The organism is Burkholderia sp. MSMB617WGS (assembly GCF_001532025.2).
Taxonomy (GTDB): domain Bacteria; phylum Pseudomonadota; class Gammaproteobacteria; order Burkholderiales; family Burkholderiaceae; genus Burkholderia; species Burkholderia savannae.
In genome coordinates this window covers 2,041,428-2,056,263 of record NZ_CP013458.1, presented here as the reverse complement: position 1 = coordinate 2,056,263, position 14,836 = coordinate 2,041,428, and the positions used below count along the sequence as shown (strand labels likewise).

At 66.2% G+C, this 14,836-nt stretch carries 13 protein-coding genes; 7 read left to right on the top strand and 6 right to left on the bottom strand.

What is annotated here, in order from left to right; genetic code table 11:
- Nucleotides 1-141 precede the first annotated feature (141 nt).
- A complete protein-coding gene (locus WT60_RS29990; RefSeq protein WP_060355770.1) occupies nucleotides 142-1,389 on the top strand; it encodes a peptidoglycan DD-metalloendopeptidase family protein in 1,248 nt (415 codons plus the stop codon).
- Between the two features lie 245 nt (nucleotides 1,390-1,634).
- Here WT60_RS29990 and WT60_RS29985 read toward each other — a convergent pair whose 3' ends face one another.
- Nucleotides 1,635-1,925: a 2Fe-2S iron-sulfur cluster-binding protein gene (locus WT60_RS29985; protein WP_059578903.1), complete on the bottom strand. Its 291-nt coding sequence runs from the start codon at nucleotides 1,923-1,925 to the stop codon at nucleotides 1,635-1,637.
- Between the two features lie 175 nt (nucleotides 1,926-2,100).
- Nucleotides 2,101-4,050, bottom strand: coding sequence for a sigma-54-dependent Fis family transcriptional regulator (locus WT60_RS29980; RefSeq protein WP_059670012.1), 1,950 nt, complete (start codon nucleotides 4,048-4,050; stop codon nucleotides 2,101-2,103).
- Between the two features lie 268 nt (nucleotides 4,051-4,318).
- Between WT60_RS29980 and WT60_RS29975 the strand changes: the two genes are divergently transcribed.
- Complete coding sequence (locus WT60_RS29975) at nucleotides 4,319-4,513, top strand: DUF2964 domain-containing protein (RefSeq protein ID WP_038752606.1); 195 nt, start codon at nucleotides 4,319-4,321, stop codon at nucleotides 4,511-4,513.
- Between the two features lie 605 nt (nucleotides 4,514-5,118).
- Nucleotides 5,119-5,406: a DUF1488 domain-containing protein gene (locus tag WT60_RS29970; RefSeq protein ID WP_038752603.1), complete on the top strand. Its 288-nt coding sequence runs from the start codon at nucleotides 5,119-5,121 to the stop codon at nucleotides 5,404-5,406.
- Nucleotides 5,407-6,435: 1,029 nt separating this feature from the next.
- On the opposite strand, the gene WT60_RS29965 is transcribed toward WT60_RS29970, so the two are convergent.
- Nucleotides 6,436-7,737 carry an NCS2 family permease gene (locus WT60_RS29965; RefSeq protein ID WP_038752600.1) on the bottom strand — a complete coding sequence of 434 codons (1,302 nt, stop codon included), beginning with the start codon at nucleotides 7,735-7,737 and terminating at the stop codon, nucleotides 6,436-6,438.
- 399 nt (nucleotides 7,738-8,136) lie between these two features.
- Here WT60_RS29965 and WT60_RS29955 point away from each other — a divergent pair, with 399 nt between their 5' ends.
- The 3 genes from WT60_RS29955 (at nucleotide 8,137) to WT60_RS29940 (ending at nucleotide 9,805) form a co-directional block, all read left to right on the top strand.
- Entirely contained in the window at nucleotides 8,137-8,619 is a 483-nt protein-coding gene (locus WT60_RS29955; protein ID WP_060355785.1) for a TIGR02594 family protein, read from the top strand.
- 189 nt (nucleotides 8,620-8,808) lie between these two features.
- On the top strand, nucleotides 8,809-9,093 hold the full coding sequence (locus tag WT60_RS34835; RefSeq protein ID WP_156432312.1) for a hypothetical protein: 285 nt from the start codon (nucleotides 8,809-8,811) through the stop codon (nucleotides 9,091-9,093).
- A gap of 427 nt (nucleotides 9,094-9,520) precedes the next feature.
- Nucleotides 9,521-9,805, top strand: a complete 285-nt coding sequence (locus tag WT60_RS29940; RefSeq protein ID WP_038752594.1) for a hypothetical protein — start codon at nucleotides 9,521-9,523, stop codon at nucleotides 9,803-9,805.
- Between the two features lie 733 nt (nucleotides 9,806-10,538).
- On the opposite strand, the gene WT60_RS29930 is transcribed toward WT60_RS29940, so the two are convergent.
- Together WT60_RS29930 and WT60_RS29920 are read right to left on the bottom strand one after the other, a co-directional pair.
- Nucleotides 10,539-10,925 (bottom strand): DUF2917 domain-containing protein, encoded by a 387-nt coding sequence (locus WT60_RS29930; protein ID WP_038752589.1) that lies wholly within the window; start codon nucleotides 10,923-10,925, stop codon nucleotides 10,539-10,541.
- A gap of 660 nt (nucleotides 10,926-11,585) precedes the next feature.
- A complete protein-coding gene (locus tag WT60_RS29920; protein ID WP_038752587.1) occupies nucleotides 11,586-12,311 on the bottom strand; it encodes a sulfite exporter TauE/SafE family protein in 726 nt (241 codons plus the stop codon).
- Between the two features lie 116 nt (nucleotides 12,312-12,427).
- Between WT60_RS29920 and WT60_RS29915 the strand changes: the two genes are divergently transcribed.
- Complete coding sequence (locus WT60_RS29915; protein ID WP_059578869.1) at nucleotides 12,428-13,309, top strand: LysR substrate-binding domain-containing protein; 882 nt, start codon at nucleotides 12,428-12,430, stop codon at nucleotides 13,307-13,309.
- A gap of 29 nt (nucleotides 13,310-13,338) precedes the next feature.
- Here WT60_RS29915 and phnY read toward each other — a convergent pair whose 3' ends face one another.
- Entirely contained in the window at nucleotides 13,339-14,811 is a 1,473-nt protein-coding gene (gene phnY / locus WT60_RS29910; RefSeq protein WP_059578865.1) for a phosphonoacetaldehyde dehydrogenase, read from the bottom strand.
- Between the last annotated feature and the right edge of the window lie 25 nt (nucleotides 14,812-14,836).

Below are 14,836 nucleotides of genomic sequence, written 5' to 3'. Positions count from 1 at the left end.
CAAGCTGCTAAGCAGTCCGAATCGAGCTGTCAAGGTTCACCGTGGGATCGCTGTGGTCGCGTCGGCCGACGACACCGCATCGGGCCGCAGTCGGTCCCGTCCGTCGAAATGACGACGTTCACTGATAAGGGAGGCGTTCTTATGGGCCCGATGGTCTGGCGTAGTGCATCCGATTCCATCAAGCGTTTGATGGCCGTGCCGTTGATGGCGGCAGGCCTGTCCGGCGCCGCGTATGCGGTGCCCGTCGATGCAACGGACCTGCAGCAGGCAATCCGGCAGGCTTTCTCCACTCGGCTCGGCAAGCAGGGGCCGGCCGCGCCCGCTGCGCGCGACGACGTGATCGAGCCGATCAAGTCGGATCAGGAGGCCGGATGGGTGTTCGGCACCGTTACGCAGGTCGTTCCGAACGACTCGCCGGCCTACCCTGTGTCGAAGCTCTTCGTCGCGCAACGCGCAAAGGACGGATGGGTCGTCGGCATCGAAGGCACCGATGCGTTTTATGCGCTTGCCGCCGCGGCTCCGGCGAAGCTGCTGCCCCGCGACGAGCGCGCGCATCTGAATGCAGGCCGCGCGCCCGCCGCGTCGCGGCCGAGCGCGGCGGCGGGGCAGACGGGGCTTGCGCTGCCGTGGCAGCAAGGCGCCGCGTGGTATTGGACGGGCGGCGCGCATGGCTGGAGCGGCGAAAGCCGCCCGTTCAACTCGCTCGACTTTTCCATCGGCAACGGTCAGGTGCTCGCCGCGCGTGGCGGCGTTCTCTACAAAAGCTGCGAGCGCAACGGCAGCGCGATCGTCAAGGTCGTCCACGACAACGGCTATGCGACCACGTACTACCACATGGTTCAGCTGACTCAGGCTGGCAGCGGCACGCGCGTGCGCCAGGGCGAATACCTCGGGCGCGTCGGCAACGGCCTGCCGTGCGGTGGGCAGACGACCGGGCCGCACGTGCACTTCGCGCTGAGCCAGGGCGGCAGCGATGTGCCCGTGAACGGCAAGACGATCGGCGGCTGGCAGTTCTTCGAAGGCGGCGGTGCGTATTCGGGCTATGCGATCCGCAATCAGCGGCGCGTGTCCGTGCAGGCGTCACTCACCAATTACGGCTCGGAGGACAGCGGCGGGCCGGCCGAACCGTCGCCGTCCGTGAAGGCGACCGTGCAGGCGCCGGGGCCTGTGAACCTGCGCAGCGCGCCGTCGCTGTCCGCTTCGGTCGTCGGCACCGTCGCGAACGGCGCGACGGTCCAGCTCGCGTGCTATGCGTACGGCGATACGGTGCGGGGCAACTGGGGTGCGACGCGGCTCTGGTATCGACTCGGCTCGAATCAATGGGTGTCGGACGGTTTCGTCCATACGGGGAGCAACGATCCTGTCGTGTCGGCCTGCACCAGCCGATGACGGCGGCCGTTGTCTGTCCACGTGCACGCAGGCGTTGCGCGGCGTCGGCGCGATTCGCGGCGCGAGCGGTGTGGTGTCGACTGTCGAGCGAAGCGTGCTCGATACGCGGCCGTGCATGTCTTTCGACCATGTGATCGGCGGCGGCCCGGCTGTCGGGCGGGCGCGCGGCGGCATGCGATCATGCCCGCCGTGCGCGGCCCGGCGCGGACACCTGCGATCTCCTTGCACGATCCCCGCGCGTGCGTTCATTCGGCGTCAGGCACCTCGATGACGAGATCGGATTGCGCGATCGCGACGCACGGCAGGATGTAGCCTTCCGCTTTTTCTTCGGCGCTCACGCCGGGCCAGTCGATCCGGTAGACGATCGAGCCTTCGCGCAGACGGCACAGGCAGGTCCGGCACGTGCCGTTGCGGCACGAGCGTGGCAGCGATACGCCGGCGAAGCCCGCGGCTTCGAGCAGCGACAGCGATTCGGGCGCGTCGAAGCCGGCTCCGAGCGGCTCGACTCGCACCCAGTGCGAACGTTCTTCGGTCATGCGATCGTAAGCGGCGGCGCGGTGTCGTGGACGATGAAGCCGCAAGGATACCCGATGCGCTCGCGCGTTTCGCCGCGCACGCAGCGCGGCCCATCTGCGCATCGTACGCAAGGCCGCACGCGCGGTGCCGCGCTCGCCGTCCGCGGCTGGCTGCGGCACCGGCGGCACCGACGATTCAGACGCCCGGCGGCCGTCGTCTGCGCAGATGTCGATAAACGGTGTTGCGCGCGAGCCCGAGCTCGCGCGCGGCCGCCGACACGTTGCCGCGATGCCGGTCGAGCGCGCCGTCGATCAGCGCGAACTGATGGGCTTGCAGCGTCGGCGCGGCGGTGGCGAACGCCGCTGCCGCGCCGGCCGCGTCGCCGTCGGTGGGTGTCGCCGTGGCTTCCCGCGCGGGCTGCGGGCAGTCGAGCCAGAAATCGTCGGGCAAATGCTCGACGTCGATTTGCGTTTCGCCTTCGGCGAGCATCCCGGCCGTGCGCAGCACGTTCGTCAGTTGACGCAGATTGCCGGGCCAGCGGCAGCGCGCAAACGCGGCGAGCACGGCCGGCGACACGGCGGCGGGCATCGGCTCGCTGCGCGCGAGCCGCGCGAGCACGCGGGCGACGAGCGTCTCGAGGTCCGAGCGCTCGGCCAGCGCCGGCAGCGTCACCGCGAGGCCGTTGATCCGGTAGAACAGATCCTCGCGGAACGTGCCGGCGGCGATCATCCCGCGCAGATCGCGGTGCGTCGCGCAGACGATCCGCAAATCCACCGGCACCGCGCGCGCGCCGCCGAGCGGCATCACCGCGCGTTCCTGCAGCACGCGCATCAGCCGCACCTGCTGCGCGAGCGGCATGTCGCCGATTTCGTCGAGAAACAGCGTGCCGCCGTCCGCCTGCGCGATCTTGCCGGGGCTGCCGCGCTTGCGCGCGCCGGTGAACGCGCCGTCCTCGTAGCCGAACAGCTCCGCTTCGATCAGCGAATCAGGCAACGCCGCGCAATTGACCGCGACGAACGGACCGTCGCGGCGCGGCGACGCACGATGCAGCGCCCGCGCGAGCCATTCCTTGCCGGTGCCGGTTTCGCCGAGCACGAGCACCGGCAGGTCGCGCCCGCGCACCTTGCCGACGCGCTGCAGCACGGCGGCCATGCGCGCATCGCCCGTGTCGAGCGTCGCGAACGTGATCGCGTCGGGATCGTCGTCGCGCGTGCTCTCGGCGTTACGGGGCGGCGCGATGCGGCTCGTCACCGGAACGGCCGTGCGCTGCGCATCCGCGAATTCACAGCGCGCGCGCACGCGCACGCCGCTGCCGAGCGTCAGCGCGAAGCACGCGAGCGGCTCGTGCGCCGCATGCTGCGCGAGCTTCGCGAACGACAGGCCGAACAGCTCGTCGCAGCCGCGATGCTGCAGCGCATCGAAACCAGCGCCGAGCTGGAATTGCGCGCTGCGGTTCGCCGCGATCAGCGCGCCGCTCGGGCTGAACGCGACGAGGCCCGCGAACAGCGAGTCGACGAATTCGTCGTGTGCGTGAAAGCGCACGCGCAGCGCGTCGGCGCACTGGTTCGCGAACAGATGATTCTCGATCAGTTGCGCGGACATCTTCACGAGCGCGAGCGTGTGCGAGCTGAAGCCGCGCGGATCGCCGCTCACGTCCAACGCGCCGAGGATGCGGTCGAAGGGATCGACGATCGGCGCGCACGAGCAGGTCAGCACGTGATTCGCGCGCAGGAAATGCTCGGCGCCGTGGACGGCGAGCGCCTGGCCCGAGGCGAGCGCCGTGCCGATCGCGTTGGTGCCGCGCGTGTCCTCCGCCCACGACACGCCGGGGCAGAGCGCGACGCGATTCGCCTTCTCGACGAAATCGGCGTCGCCGATGCTGTGCAGGATCACGCCGTCCCGATCGGTCAGGAGCACGAGGCTTTGCGTGTCGGCGATCTGCGTGTGCAGCGTGTCCATCACCGGGCGCGCATGCGTGTACAGCGACTGGCTGCCGTCGATCAGTTCGCGCAGCGCGGTGCGCGACAGCGGCGAAAAATCGGGCAATTCGGATGCGCGCAGGCCCACCGACGATGAGCGGGCGTGCGCTTGCGCGAGCAGGTCGACGCGGCTCGCCACGGCGGGCAGCACGGAAGATTGCGGCATGACTTGTCTCCATGGGGCCCGCCGACGGAGTGTGCGCTCCGCTCGACCGGCGCAGCGGTGGACGTGGCGGCGCGGGCACGCCCATCATACAAGCGCCGCGCGCGATGTGCGACCGCAAATCGAATTTCGCTTGCTTTTGTGCCCCGGCCTGCAATGATGGAAACAGGGTGCGCACGCGCCGCGCCCCGCCCGGACCGATGCGGAAATCATGAACGGTCCCCGCAATTCAGCATGCGCCGCGACATGCATCCGTTCGGGGAGAATCATCATGGTTCGGACGGAACTGAGAGTGGTGCTCGCCGCGATCGCGACGTTCGTCTCGCTGGCCGGCATTGCCGTGGCGATCCACGGATTGTTGTTCGACCAGGATGCTGCGGTGCGATATGGCGCTGCGGCGATTGCGCTCGGCGTGACGACTTGCGCGGTTGCACTGAACGTCTGGCCGAAGGACGAAAAGAAGTGAGCGGGATGGCCTGCGGGCGGCGCGACGGCGAGCGCGCTCGCGGCGCCGTGGGGCCCGATCGGCTCGCGCGTTGTGCGACGCGACGAGCGCTGCCGAATGCGATCGGCATATAACCCGCATGCCCGTCGCAATATAAAGGGCTTTGGCGCGGCGGTGCGCGCGTCGACTCGAGCGAAGGCCATCGAAGCTCGTTCGCGCGAAACCCGACGGCCCGCGAGCGGAGTTCGCCGGTCGACGAACCGCACGCGGAAATGCGGCGCGGACCATCGCTCCCTCTCGTTTGCAACTGCCTGACACCGGGATTCGCAGTCGAATCCGGTGTGCGATTCCCACGACGATTCATCGCACGATTCTTCCTGCAGTCAAGCCGTTGCGCGGTCAATTGACAGAAGAATGCGCGTGAGCCTGCGCGCGCGCAGGGTTTTTTGACGAAATCTTGTGTCGTGCCGGAAAGCGACTAAAGTGAAGTCAACCGGAGCATCCGGCGAGCGCGCGCCGCTCGCCGCACGACAGCCGCTCCGGTCAGCCCGCGCGCTTCCGGCCGGCGAACCCTTCCGGCGGCACGCGGTTTCTTGCATTCTCGAGCTACGGCAAAGGCGGTTCCGATGCAGATCCAGTTCACGAACGATGCGCCCGAATATTCGGGGCGCGAATTGACGCTCGCGTTCATGGCGATGGTCGACGGCGAGCCGGTTCAATGCCATATCACCGCCGAGGCGCTCGAGGACCATTACGGTGCCGCTTCGCCGCGCTTCGAGGATATGGTGGGGGCGTTCGATGCGCACCGGCTCCGTATCGAGGCCGCGGCGCGACGCCTGTTGTCCGAGACCCGCGCGCAATGCGTGGTGTTGAGAAGCGGGTACGTCAGGTTTTACGAGGCGAACGTGCGCTAGATTGCGCCGACTTCGCGAACGAGCGCTGCCCGCGGGTGGCGCTCGTTTTTTTTGAGCCGGAGCGGATTCGTTCGGCATGCTTGCGAGATGCGGCGTGCAGGCCTGCGTCGACACGCGGGCGTGTTCGCTTCTGCGGGTCGTTGATTTGAGGATTCGCGGCAGTGGACGGCATGCGCGCGACGATGCGTTGCGTTGCGTTGCGTTGCGTTGCGTTGCGTGGCCGTGGCCGTGGCCGGCTGCGCTTGCGCGAGCGCTGCGTCGGTTGTTCGTCGGGCTTCGTTCGGTCGCTTGCGAGCCGTTTATCGAACCGCTTTTTGAGCCGCTAATCGATTCGCTTATCGAGCCGCCTGTCGACGAGCGCGCAGGCGCGCTTCGAATGGTCGCGATGAGAACACGTGCTCCTTCCGGGCGCGACTGTCGCGGCGTTGCATGTTTCGCGGATCTCTCTTCGCAGTCGACTCTCGCACCGTCGAATCATCGGTTGCCGACGAGCCGTTCCGCCGCGCAAGCGAGCTTATTGGCCGCGCGCCGAATCGGTCGCTCGCGGTCGAGCTTCGTTCGATCGGTTATCCTAAAGACGAATGCGTCGCTGTCTGCGCCGAATGGAATTCGCAGTGAGGACGCCGGCTTCGTTGACGTCCTTCGGTCGGATATTACGTCGGACTCTCGCCGGTGTGCGGATGCGTCAGCGGTGACGTTCCTATTGCGTTCTGTCGCGGCCATAGCAGCCTCGCGAACGCACGAGCAAGCGCGCATGGGAGCCGCACGCGTGACAATCGCCGCCGGATCGCGGCGAGACGTCTTGCCGGCGCGCAACTGTCGCGCGGGCGGCGGGCTAGTTGGGAATTCAAGCATTGCCGACGAATCTGTCGCCCGGCGCATGCCGTCGTTGCGTCGGCTTCCGAGATCGCGCATCGTCGCGCGGCATTACCGTTCCCCATACGGCTGCGTCGTCGCCCGCGCGTCCAGACGCGGACGAGCCGTTTGCGGCGGCAGTCGCTTGCGCGTTCGCCGCCGCGCGTCGCGCCGTTATTCGGCGCCGAGGTAGAAGTAGCGGAACAGGAAGATCGCTGCGATGATCCAGACGATCGGCTTCACCTGCTTCGCGTGGCCCGTCAGCAGCTTGAGGCCGCCGTAGGCGATGAAGCCGAACGCGACGCCGTTCGCGATCGAGTACGTGAACGGCATCAGCAACGCGGTGAGCGCGGCGGGCACGGCCTCCGTCGCATCGTCCCACGGCACGTCGACCATGTCGCGCAGCATCAGGCACGACACGTACAGCAGCGCCGGCGCAGTCGCGTAGCCGGGCACGACGCTCGCGAGCGGCGCGATGAAGAGGCATGCAATGAACAGCACGGCGACCGTGATCGCGGTAACGCCGGTGCGCCCGCCCGCCTGCACGCCGGATGCGCTTTCGATGTATGCGGTCGTCGACGACGTGCCGAGCACCGAGCCCGCGACGATCGCGGTGCTGTCGGCGAGGAGTGCCTTGTTCAGGCGATGCATCTTGCCTTCGACGAGGAGCCCCGCGCGATTCGCGACGCCCATCAGCGTGCCCGTCGCATCGAACAGCTCGACGAGGAAGAACACGAGGATCACGTTGATGATGCCCGTCGACAGCGCGGCGCCGATGTCGAGCTTGAACAGCGTCGCGTCGATCGACGGCGGTGCGGAGAAGATTCCGTGAAACTCGTTGCCGCCGAAGAAGAACGACAGGATCGTCACGCCGATGATGCCGATCAGGATCGCGCCGCGCACGCGCAGGTAATCGAGCGTGACGATCGCGAAGAAGCCGATGATCGCGAGGACCGTCGTCGGCTTGTGCAGATCGCCGAGCGTGACGAGCGTCGCCGGGCTGCCGACGATCACGCCCGCCGTCTTCAGCGAAATGATGCCGAGGAAAAGGCCGATGCCCGCGGTGATCGCGATGCGCAGCGACTTCGGAATCCCATTGACGATCACTTCGCGCACGCGAAACAGCGTGACGAGCAGGAACAGGCAGCCGGAGATGAACACCGCGCCGAGCGCGGCCTGCCACGTAAAGCCCATGCCCTTGACGACGGTGTAAGCGAAATACGCGTTGAGGCCCATGCCCGGCGCGCAGGCGATCGGGTAGTTCGCGTACAGGCCCATGATGACCGATGCGAGCGCGGCGACGAGGCACGTGGCGACGAAGACGGATTCCTTCGGCATGCCCGCATCACCGAGAATCGCGGGGTTGACGAAGATGATGTAGGCCATCGTCAGGAACGTGGTGACGCCCGCGAGTATTTCGGTGCGCAAGTCGGTTCCGGCTTCCGCGAAGCCGAAGTACCGTTTGATCGATTCCATGTGGGCGATTCTCCGGTCGAGTAGTCGTGTTGCTGAATGCTTTGTGAGTTGTGTTGCCCGCGTGGCGGACGTACTGTAACCAGCCACTATTGGGCGGCTATCGGCGGATTGTAATAGCGGACATAGGCGGGACGATATATTTGCGGCGATTGATCGCGATTCGACATCGCGCTCGCGGCGGCTCGCGCAGCGAGCGCGGCGAGAATTCGGGCGGGTGGCGTCCGCGTACGCGTTCGTCGGCGAGTCGTTAAAATGACCGCTTGCCGGTAGCGAGAAGGGCGTGCGCCGCGTGCGGCGCCCTGGCGGCGTCGAACAACGAACAACGAACGGCGTCGACGCCCGTGCCGGTGCGCCGCCTATTCACGAACTGGAGAGTTCAGCTTGACGTCGATCGCTCGAATGCATGAAAGCGTCGTGCCGGCGCACGGCGAACAGCAAGCCGATGCCGGCCATCCTGCCTGGATGTCCGTCGCGCTCGCGGAACAGGGCGTTCGGCGTTTCAGGGTCGGCGCAAGCAATCCGCGCATCATCGAATACAACGGCTGCACGAATCTCGCCGGCTACGACGACAAGATTTCGTGGTGCTCGTCGTTCGTCAACTGGTGTTTCGCGCGCGTCGGGATATCGGGAACGGGCTCGGCGCTCGCGCGATCGTGGCTCGAGTGGGGCCGTGCGCTGAGCGAGCCGGCCTATGGATGCGTCGCCGTGCTGACGCGCGATCGTCCGACGAGCTGGCGAGGGCATGTCGGCTTCTATGTGCGGCACGACGACGAACGCGTGTATCTGTTCGGCGGCAATCAGCGCGGCGCGGTACGCGAGTTCGCGTATGCGCGTTCGAGGCTGCTCGGTTACCGGTGGCCCGACGAAGGCGGGCTCGGATGACGGACGGAATGCGGCTTGCGGATGAACGTTGCGCGTGACTGACGCATTGCGCGCGTTGTGCGCGCCGCACGCGACGCCGAGCCGGCGACGACATGCGGTGCGTGGCGGGTCGACGCGCCGCGCACGAATGACGGCTTGATATGCGCACGAGTGGCGAACAAGTTGCGTGCGAGTGGTGGACCGTCACGCATGGTTCGCATTGCCGATCGTAATATCTTCGAAAGCAACGGCGAGCCGTATCGCAGGCGCGACCGAGTGGGCGCATCGAAATCGGCCGAATGCGACGTGATGGACTTTCATGCCGCAATGGCGCGTGCTCGCGCGCTGCGACGGCGCGACGCCCCATTGTCGTGCATGCCGGTACGGCGTCATGTTCGAACGTACGCGGTCGAAACATGCGGCTGCATGGCCAGCCTCGCGCGATTCCTGGCGGATTGCACGGCAGGCAAGCTCGCCGGCTTTGCGGCCGCATGATGCCCGCGCCAATCGCATGAAAAGAAAAAAGTCCATGAGAATCGGCGTAAGGTTTCGGTCGAAAGCATGCGCTGCCGAACGATCGACATCCGGAAATTCACCCAATTCCTGCTACAAATCCGTTGATTTTAGAGATAGGTGTTTACATATATTTTTCGACGGATATTTTTCTTCTGGATCAATGGGATATCGTTGTTTTTTAGGATGTTGCAATAAGGTGGCTTGTGTAAAAGAATGCAAGTCGTCATCGCATTAACGCGATTCTCTCACTAGGATAGAGACAATGCTCGCGTCGGGGCCGTCGGGTGCCGGGAGCGGACGCGGGAATCGGCGCATTTCGCAGTGGCAGCTGAAGGTGAGTGCAGGGGCAGGGTTTCGCAGGTGGGACGCGCCCCACGCGATTTCATCCGTCAATACGGAGGCAAGCATGTTGAACTGGATCAGCCGATGGGCGTTGCGTCACGCCCCCACTCCCGAGAAGAGCGCGGCGTCGATGCTCGTGACTGCACGGATGGAGTTGTTCGCCGCCGAGCAGCGCGTGATCGACGCGAAGCTGCAGGCCGATTACTGGCGCGCGCGCGTGTCGTTTCTCGAAGAGGTGCAGAAGCAAGGCATCGATCCTTGGGTGAGCGCGCAGGTGCAAAAGACCGACGAAGAGCCGTCGACGGCCGTGCGCGGCGCGTCGGGGCCGCGTCTCGCGGCGAGCACGTAACGTCGCGTGCGAACGGTTCGCGGCGTGCGGCACGTGCCCGCCGGCCGCGATGTTTTCGGCGCGCTTTGTCGTGCGCGCTTCGCCGCCATTTCGAGCGCGCCGTTCATCGATCGGGGCGTCGTCGTTCAACACATGCGTTGCGTGCGTTCGTTCGGGGAACGGACCGAACCGGTGCGCGCAACGTTTCCTCATTTTTCCTGAAACGCCGTGCGCGCTTGCATGCACGAATCGCGTGCTCGCGGTCACGCGATTCGGCACGACGTGCGCGATGCGGCTGGCGGCTGGCCGTCGGCGGGGCATCCGCGCGAACCGAGTTCGCAGTTGTCGTGCGTCGACGGATCATCGTGCGCGCATCGCGATTCGAAGGGCGCGCGCGATTTTGTTCGATCGGTCGTGCGTGAGCGCTCCGATCCGATGCATCCGATGACGACGCACGGCCGACGGTATTCGACCGACGCGGGCGACGGGCGAAGTTGCGTCACGCGGTACCGGCATCGATCGGCCGCTTGTTGATTTCGCTTCTCTCGGCTTCGAAATGCATAGCGGTCCTGATGATAGAAGCCGACGCGACTGCGCGAAATTTATGCGACGCGACGGTGAGCTTCACCGTCGCTTTCGCGAGGCGTCCGTTGCTTCGCTTCATCGCGCGAAGCAACAGACGCCAAACGGTTCACAACGGCGTTTGTCGCGTCGAGCCGGCGCGGCATGCCTCTGCGTCTGCTCGCACGACGCGTCAACGCGGGCGCGGACTGGTCAGATCCGCCGCGATGTCGAGCAGCCCGTCGATCATGCCGCCGATCCAGCCGCGCCGGCGCGCGTACGCCGTCGTCAGTGAGACCTCCGCGGCGGACGGCCCGTCGGCGCTGAGCCAGATGCGCTCGCCGCGCGGCACGTGCAGCACGTCACCCGGCTGCAGCCAGTAGTCGTCGACGCTGTACGAGCGCGTGAGCCAGACGCGCGAGCTCAGCACGCGGATCTCGGTGTGGCTGCGCGCAAGCCACGTCATCATCGCGCGCGGCTCGAGCGCGAAGTGAAGCGTCATGCGCGGCAGCTGGATCGCGTCATATCCGTCGTGCCGCGTCGAATCGGGACGAAATAACAACCGGCTTGCCTGGTCCATCGTCTTCTCCTGAATAGAGCCGGCGGAAGGAGCGCAGCGCAATGAAAAAGGCCCCAACCGTTTCCGGCGGGGGCCTCTTGACATCCGATGTTGCGGATAGCTAACGCGCGAGCGCCCCCGGTGACACGCCACAACGGGCGTTCATTGGCGGGTGGGCATTTACGATGGCGATGTGCAGGCGCGTATCCATGTCGATGAGTTTCGTCATCCTTCGTTGGCTTGTCAACGAAAATATTGTGGCAAGCGCGATTGCCGTGTTCGCCGGCGCGACGCGGCGTTCGCGACGACGATGCCAGCCGGCGCGCATGCCGCCGCGGCGCGCGGTCCTCAGTAGGGCGGAACGAATCCGTTGCGCCGCGGCAGCGTGGTTCGCGTCACGGCCGGACTGGCGCGGGCGCCGAGTCGTCGAAAGGGGGATGTCGACATCAGATCGGTGGCGCAATGCGAGGCCACGTGAAGCGATCGCGTGTGCCGTATCGCGGAATCGAGCGGACCGGCGCACGGCGAGTCGTTCGACTCCGCGACGGCAGCGCGAGCCGCAAACGGATCGTTGCCGGATCGTTGCCGAATCGGCAACGTGGCTTCGCCGCAAACGCGAATGGCACGTGGCGCGCCGAGCGCGCAGCGGCTATTCGGTCCGGCTGACGCACGGGCTTCGAATCAGCGCATAGCGCCCCACAGCAGCGTCGTGCCGGCCGACAGCATCACGAGATCGAGCAGCCGGTGGAACGCGCTCGTCGACAGGCGCAGCGTGACCGCCTTGCCGATCGAGATGCCCGCGGATAGCGATGCGCCGACGAGCGTGCCCTTGATCACCACGTCGAGCGGCAGGCCGCCAAGCTGCCCGAACGCGGCAAGCTTGCTCGCATAGACGACGAGCGACGCCGCTGCTTCGGTTGCAAGCAGGCCGCCCTTGAGCAGCCCGTAGGCGGAGAAGATCGGCAGCGTCAGCGGGCCGGTGGAGAACACGATGCCGGTCAGATAGCCGACGACCGCGCCCGCTGCGGACAACTGCCACGCCGACAATGAAAATTCGTTTCGGCTTGCTACGTATCGGTATGGGATCATCGACAGGAAGAACACGCCGAGCGCGCAGTCGACCCATTGCGGCTTGAGCACCCACAGCGTCCGCGCGCCGAGCATGGCGGCCGGCGCGGCGGCGATCGAATAGGCGAAGAACGCTTTCCATGCGATGTCGCGGCGCCACACGTACGCGCGCGAGACGTTGCCCAGCACGGCGGCGATCGCCATGATCGGCACGGCCTGCTTCGGACCGAAATAGAACACGAGCGGCGGCAGCAGCATGATCGACGCACCGGTTCCGATGACGCCGCTGACGACGCCCGCGACGACGCCGATCAGCAATACGATCGCATAAGCAGTCATTGAAAATCCTCTTCGACCAGTCGACCTCCGGATTGGGGACGATCTTGCATCGTAGTCAATCGGCAAGTCGGGCACAGTGCTAAAATTTCACGCATCCGTGACATAAAGTACGAGCCATGTCGGCACTCCCCCCATTGGCGGCAATCCGAACGTTTTTGGTCGCGTGCCGCGCGGGAAGCTTCACGGCGGCAGCCGACGAGCTGTGCGTCACGCACAGCGCGGTCAGCCGCCAGATTCAGACGCTGGAATCGTGGCTCGGCACGAGCCTCTTCGAGAAGGACGGTCAGCGGATGGTCCCGTCCGTGCATGCGCGAGCGTTCGCGCAGGAGCTCGGCGGCGCGCTTGACGCGCTGACGGACATCGTTCAGCGCTACGGCAAGGGCAGCGCGCGGCAAGTGCTGCGCATCAGCGTGCCGACGACGTTCGGCATGCGCTGGCTGATTCCCCGTCTCGCGGCGTTTCGCGACGCGCATCCGGACGCGATGGTGCAGGTGTTGACCGTCACGACGCAGCAACAGCCGAGCGGCGGGAGTTGCGACGTCGCGATAAGACGCGACGATCAGGTCTTCAATCCCCAATCGGCGATCCGCTTTCTCAGCGATCATCACACGGTCGTCGCATCGCCGTCGCTGCTGAGCCGCGTGCCGCTCGATCGTCTCGAGGATCTCGCACGCCATACGATCCTCGAAACCGAAACGCGCCCGCGCCACTGGGACGACTGGTTCGCTGCGGCGAAACTGGACGCGAACCGCTTCACGAGGCGGCAGCGCTTCGATCATTTTCATGTGACGTTCCAGGGCATCGTCGACGATCTCGGCGTCGGCATCGGGCCGGTCGTCACGCTGAGCCGCGATTTCGCGAGCGGCAGGATCGTCGCGCCGTTCGGCGACATCCGGGTGGCGCCGCACGATTACTATGTGGTCACGCCGATCGGCATTCAGAAGACGGCGCTGCATCGCAAGTTCGAGGACTGGCTCGCGGCGGCGGCTGCCGGCTGACGCGCGCCGCATCGCGCATGCCCGTTCCTTCATGCCGCATCGGGTTGCGCGAGCGGGCCCCACGGCAGCGAATAGGTCTTCAGGTTCGTGAAGTTCTTGATCGCCTCCTGCATGCCTTCCTTGCTGCCGAGCCCTGAATCCTTGACGCCGCCAAACGGCGTGCTTTCCATCCGGAAGCCCGGCACCTCCCACACGTTGACGGTGCCGACATCGAGATGGGCGATCAAGTGCATGATGTAGTCGAACCGGTTCGTGCACACGCCCGATGACAATCCGTATCGCGTGCCGTTCGCGATCGCGATTGCTTCGTCGACGCCAGAGAACGTGATCACGGGCGACACGGGGCCGAACGTCTCCTCTTGGACGAGCCGCAGCGCCGGATCGACGCGGTCGAGCACGGTCGGCGCATAGGCGGCGCCGTCGCGGCGATGGCCGAACAACACGCGTGCGCCGGCGTCTGCCGCCTCGTCGACGCGTCGCGCGCATTCGGTCGCGGCCGCATCGTCGATCAGCGTGCCGATGTCGACGTGCTCGTCCATCGGATCGCCGGTTTTCCAGCTTCGGCTGTGTTCGACGAGCAGTTCGATGAACTTGCCCGCGACGGATCGCTCGACAAGGATGCGCTTGACCGCGGTGCAGCGCTGACCGGAATTCTTGTAGGAGCCCCTGGCGGCGAGTCGCGCGGCGCGGTCGAGGTCGGCGTCCTCCATCACGATCAGCGGATCGTTGCCGCCGAGCTCGAGGATCGCGCGCCGATAGCCGGCCATCTCGGCGATCCGCTTGCCGACCGCGACGCTGCCGGTGAACGCGACGAGTTCGACATGCTCGTTGCGAACGAGTTCGGAGCCGACCACGTCCGGCTCGCCGATCACGACGTCGAACATCGGTTCCGGCAATCCGGCCTCGCGAAACAGATCGAGCAGGTACAGCGCCGACAGCGGCGTCTTGTCCGACGGCTTCAGCACGACGCGGTTGTTCGACGCGATCGCCGGACAGATCTTGTGCGCGACCTGGTTCATCGGGTGGTTGAACGGCGTGATCGCGGCGACGACGCCGCGCAGCGGCTCGCGAACGGTGAAGATCTTGCGCTTGTCGGCGCTCGACGTGTTGTCGCACGAGAATGTCTGGCTGTCGTCTCGGTTCAGCTCGACGATCGCCGCGCGCAGCACGTTGATCACGCGGTCGATCTCGTACATCGTGTCCTTGCGGCACAGGCCCGATTCGAGCGTGACGAGGATCGACGCGTCGCGCTTTTCGGCCGCGAGCAACGCGATTGCCTTTTCGAACACGGCGATGCGGTCGTGGCGGCTGAGCGTGCTCCTGAAACGCGCGGCGGCCTGCAGTTTGCGCCGCGCGTCGTCGCCGTCGTTAAGCGGCAGTTCGGCGATCGTTTCGCGATTGTACGGATTGCTGACGATGAGCGTCGTGCCGGACGACGTTTTGCCACGGGCGCCGAGCGCGCGCGCGACGCGGTCGAAAGCGGCGGTGCGATGAGCGGTCAATTGGGCCTCGCAATCGTTCGTGTCG

Bases quoted from the DNA above. Each gene is read 5' to 3' on its own strand.
- WT60_RS29975 (WP_038752606.1), top strand. From the start codon at position 4,319: ATGGTTCGGACGGAACTGAGAGTGGTGCTCGCCGCGATCGCGACGTTC.
- WT60_RS34835 (WP_156432312.1), top strand. From the start codon at position 8,809: ATGGTTCGCATTGCCGATCGTAATATCTTCGAAAGCAACGGCGAGCCG.
- WT60_RS29980 (WP_059670012.1), bottom strand. From the start codon at position 4,050: ATGCCGCAATCTTCCGTGCTGCCCGCCGTGGCGAGCCGCGTCGACCTG.
- WT60_RS29915 (WP_059578869.1), top strand. From the start codon at position 12,428: ATGTCGGCACTCCCCCCATTGGCGGCAATCCGAACGTTTTTGGTCGCG.
- WT60_RS29965 (WP_038752600.1), bottom strand. From the start codon at position 7,737: ATGGAATCGATCAAACGGTACTTCGGCTTCGCGGAAGCCGGAACCGAC.
- WT60_RS29990 (WP_060355770.1), top strand. From the start codon at position 142: ATGGGCCCGATGGTCTGGCGTAGTGCATCCGATTCCATCAAGCGTTTG.
- WT60_RS29940 (WP_038752594.1), top strand. From the start codon at position 9,521: ATGTTGAACTGGATCAGCCGATGGGCGTTGCGTCACGCCCCCACTCCC.
- WT60_RS29970 (WP_038752603.1), top strand. From the start codon at position 5,119: ATGCAGATCCAGTTCACGAACGATGCGCCCGAATATTCGGGGCGCGAA.
- WT60_RS29930 (WP_038752589.1), bottom strand. From the start codon at position 10,925: ATGGACCAGGCAAGCCGGTTGTTATTTCGTCCCGATTCGACGCGGCAC.
- WT60_RS29955 (WP_060355785.1), top strand. From the start codon at position 8,137: ATGCATGAAAGCGTCGTGCCGGCGCACGGCGAACAGCAAGCCGATGCC.
- WT60_RS29985 (WP_059578903.1), bottom strand. From the start codon at position 1,925: ATGACCGAAGAACGTTCGCACTGGGTGCGAGTCGAGCCGCTCGGAGCC.
- WT60_RS29920 (WP_038752587.1), bottom strand. From the start codon at position 12,311: ATGACTGCTTATGCGATCGTATTGCTGATCGGCGTCGTCGCGGGCGTC.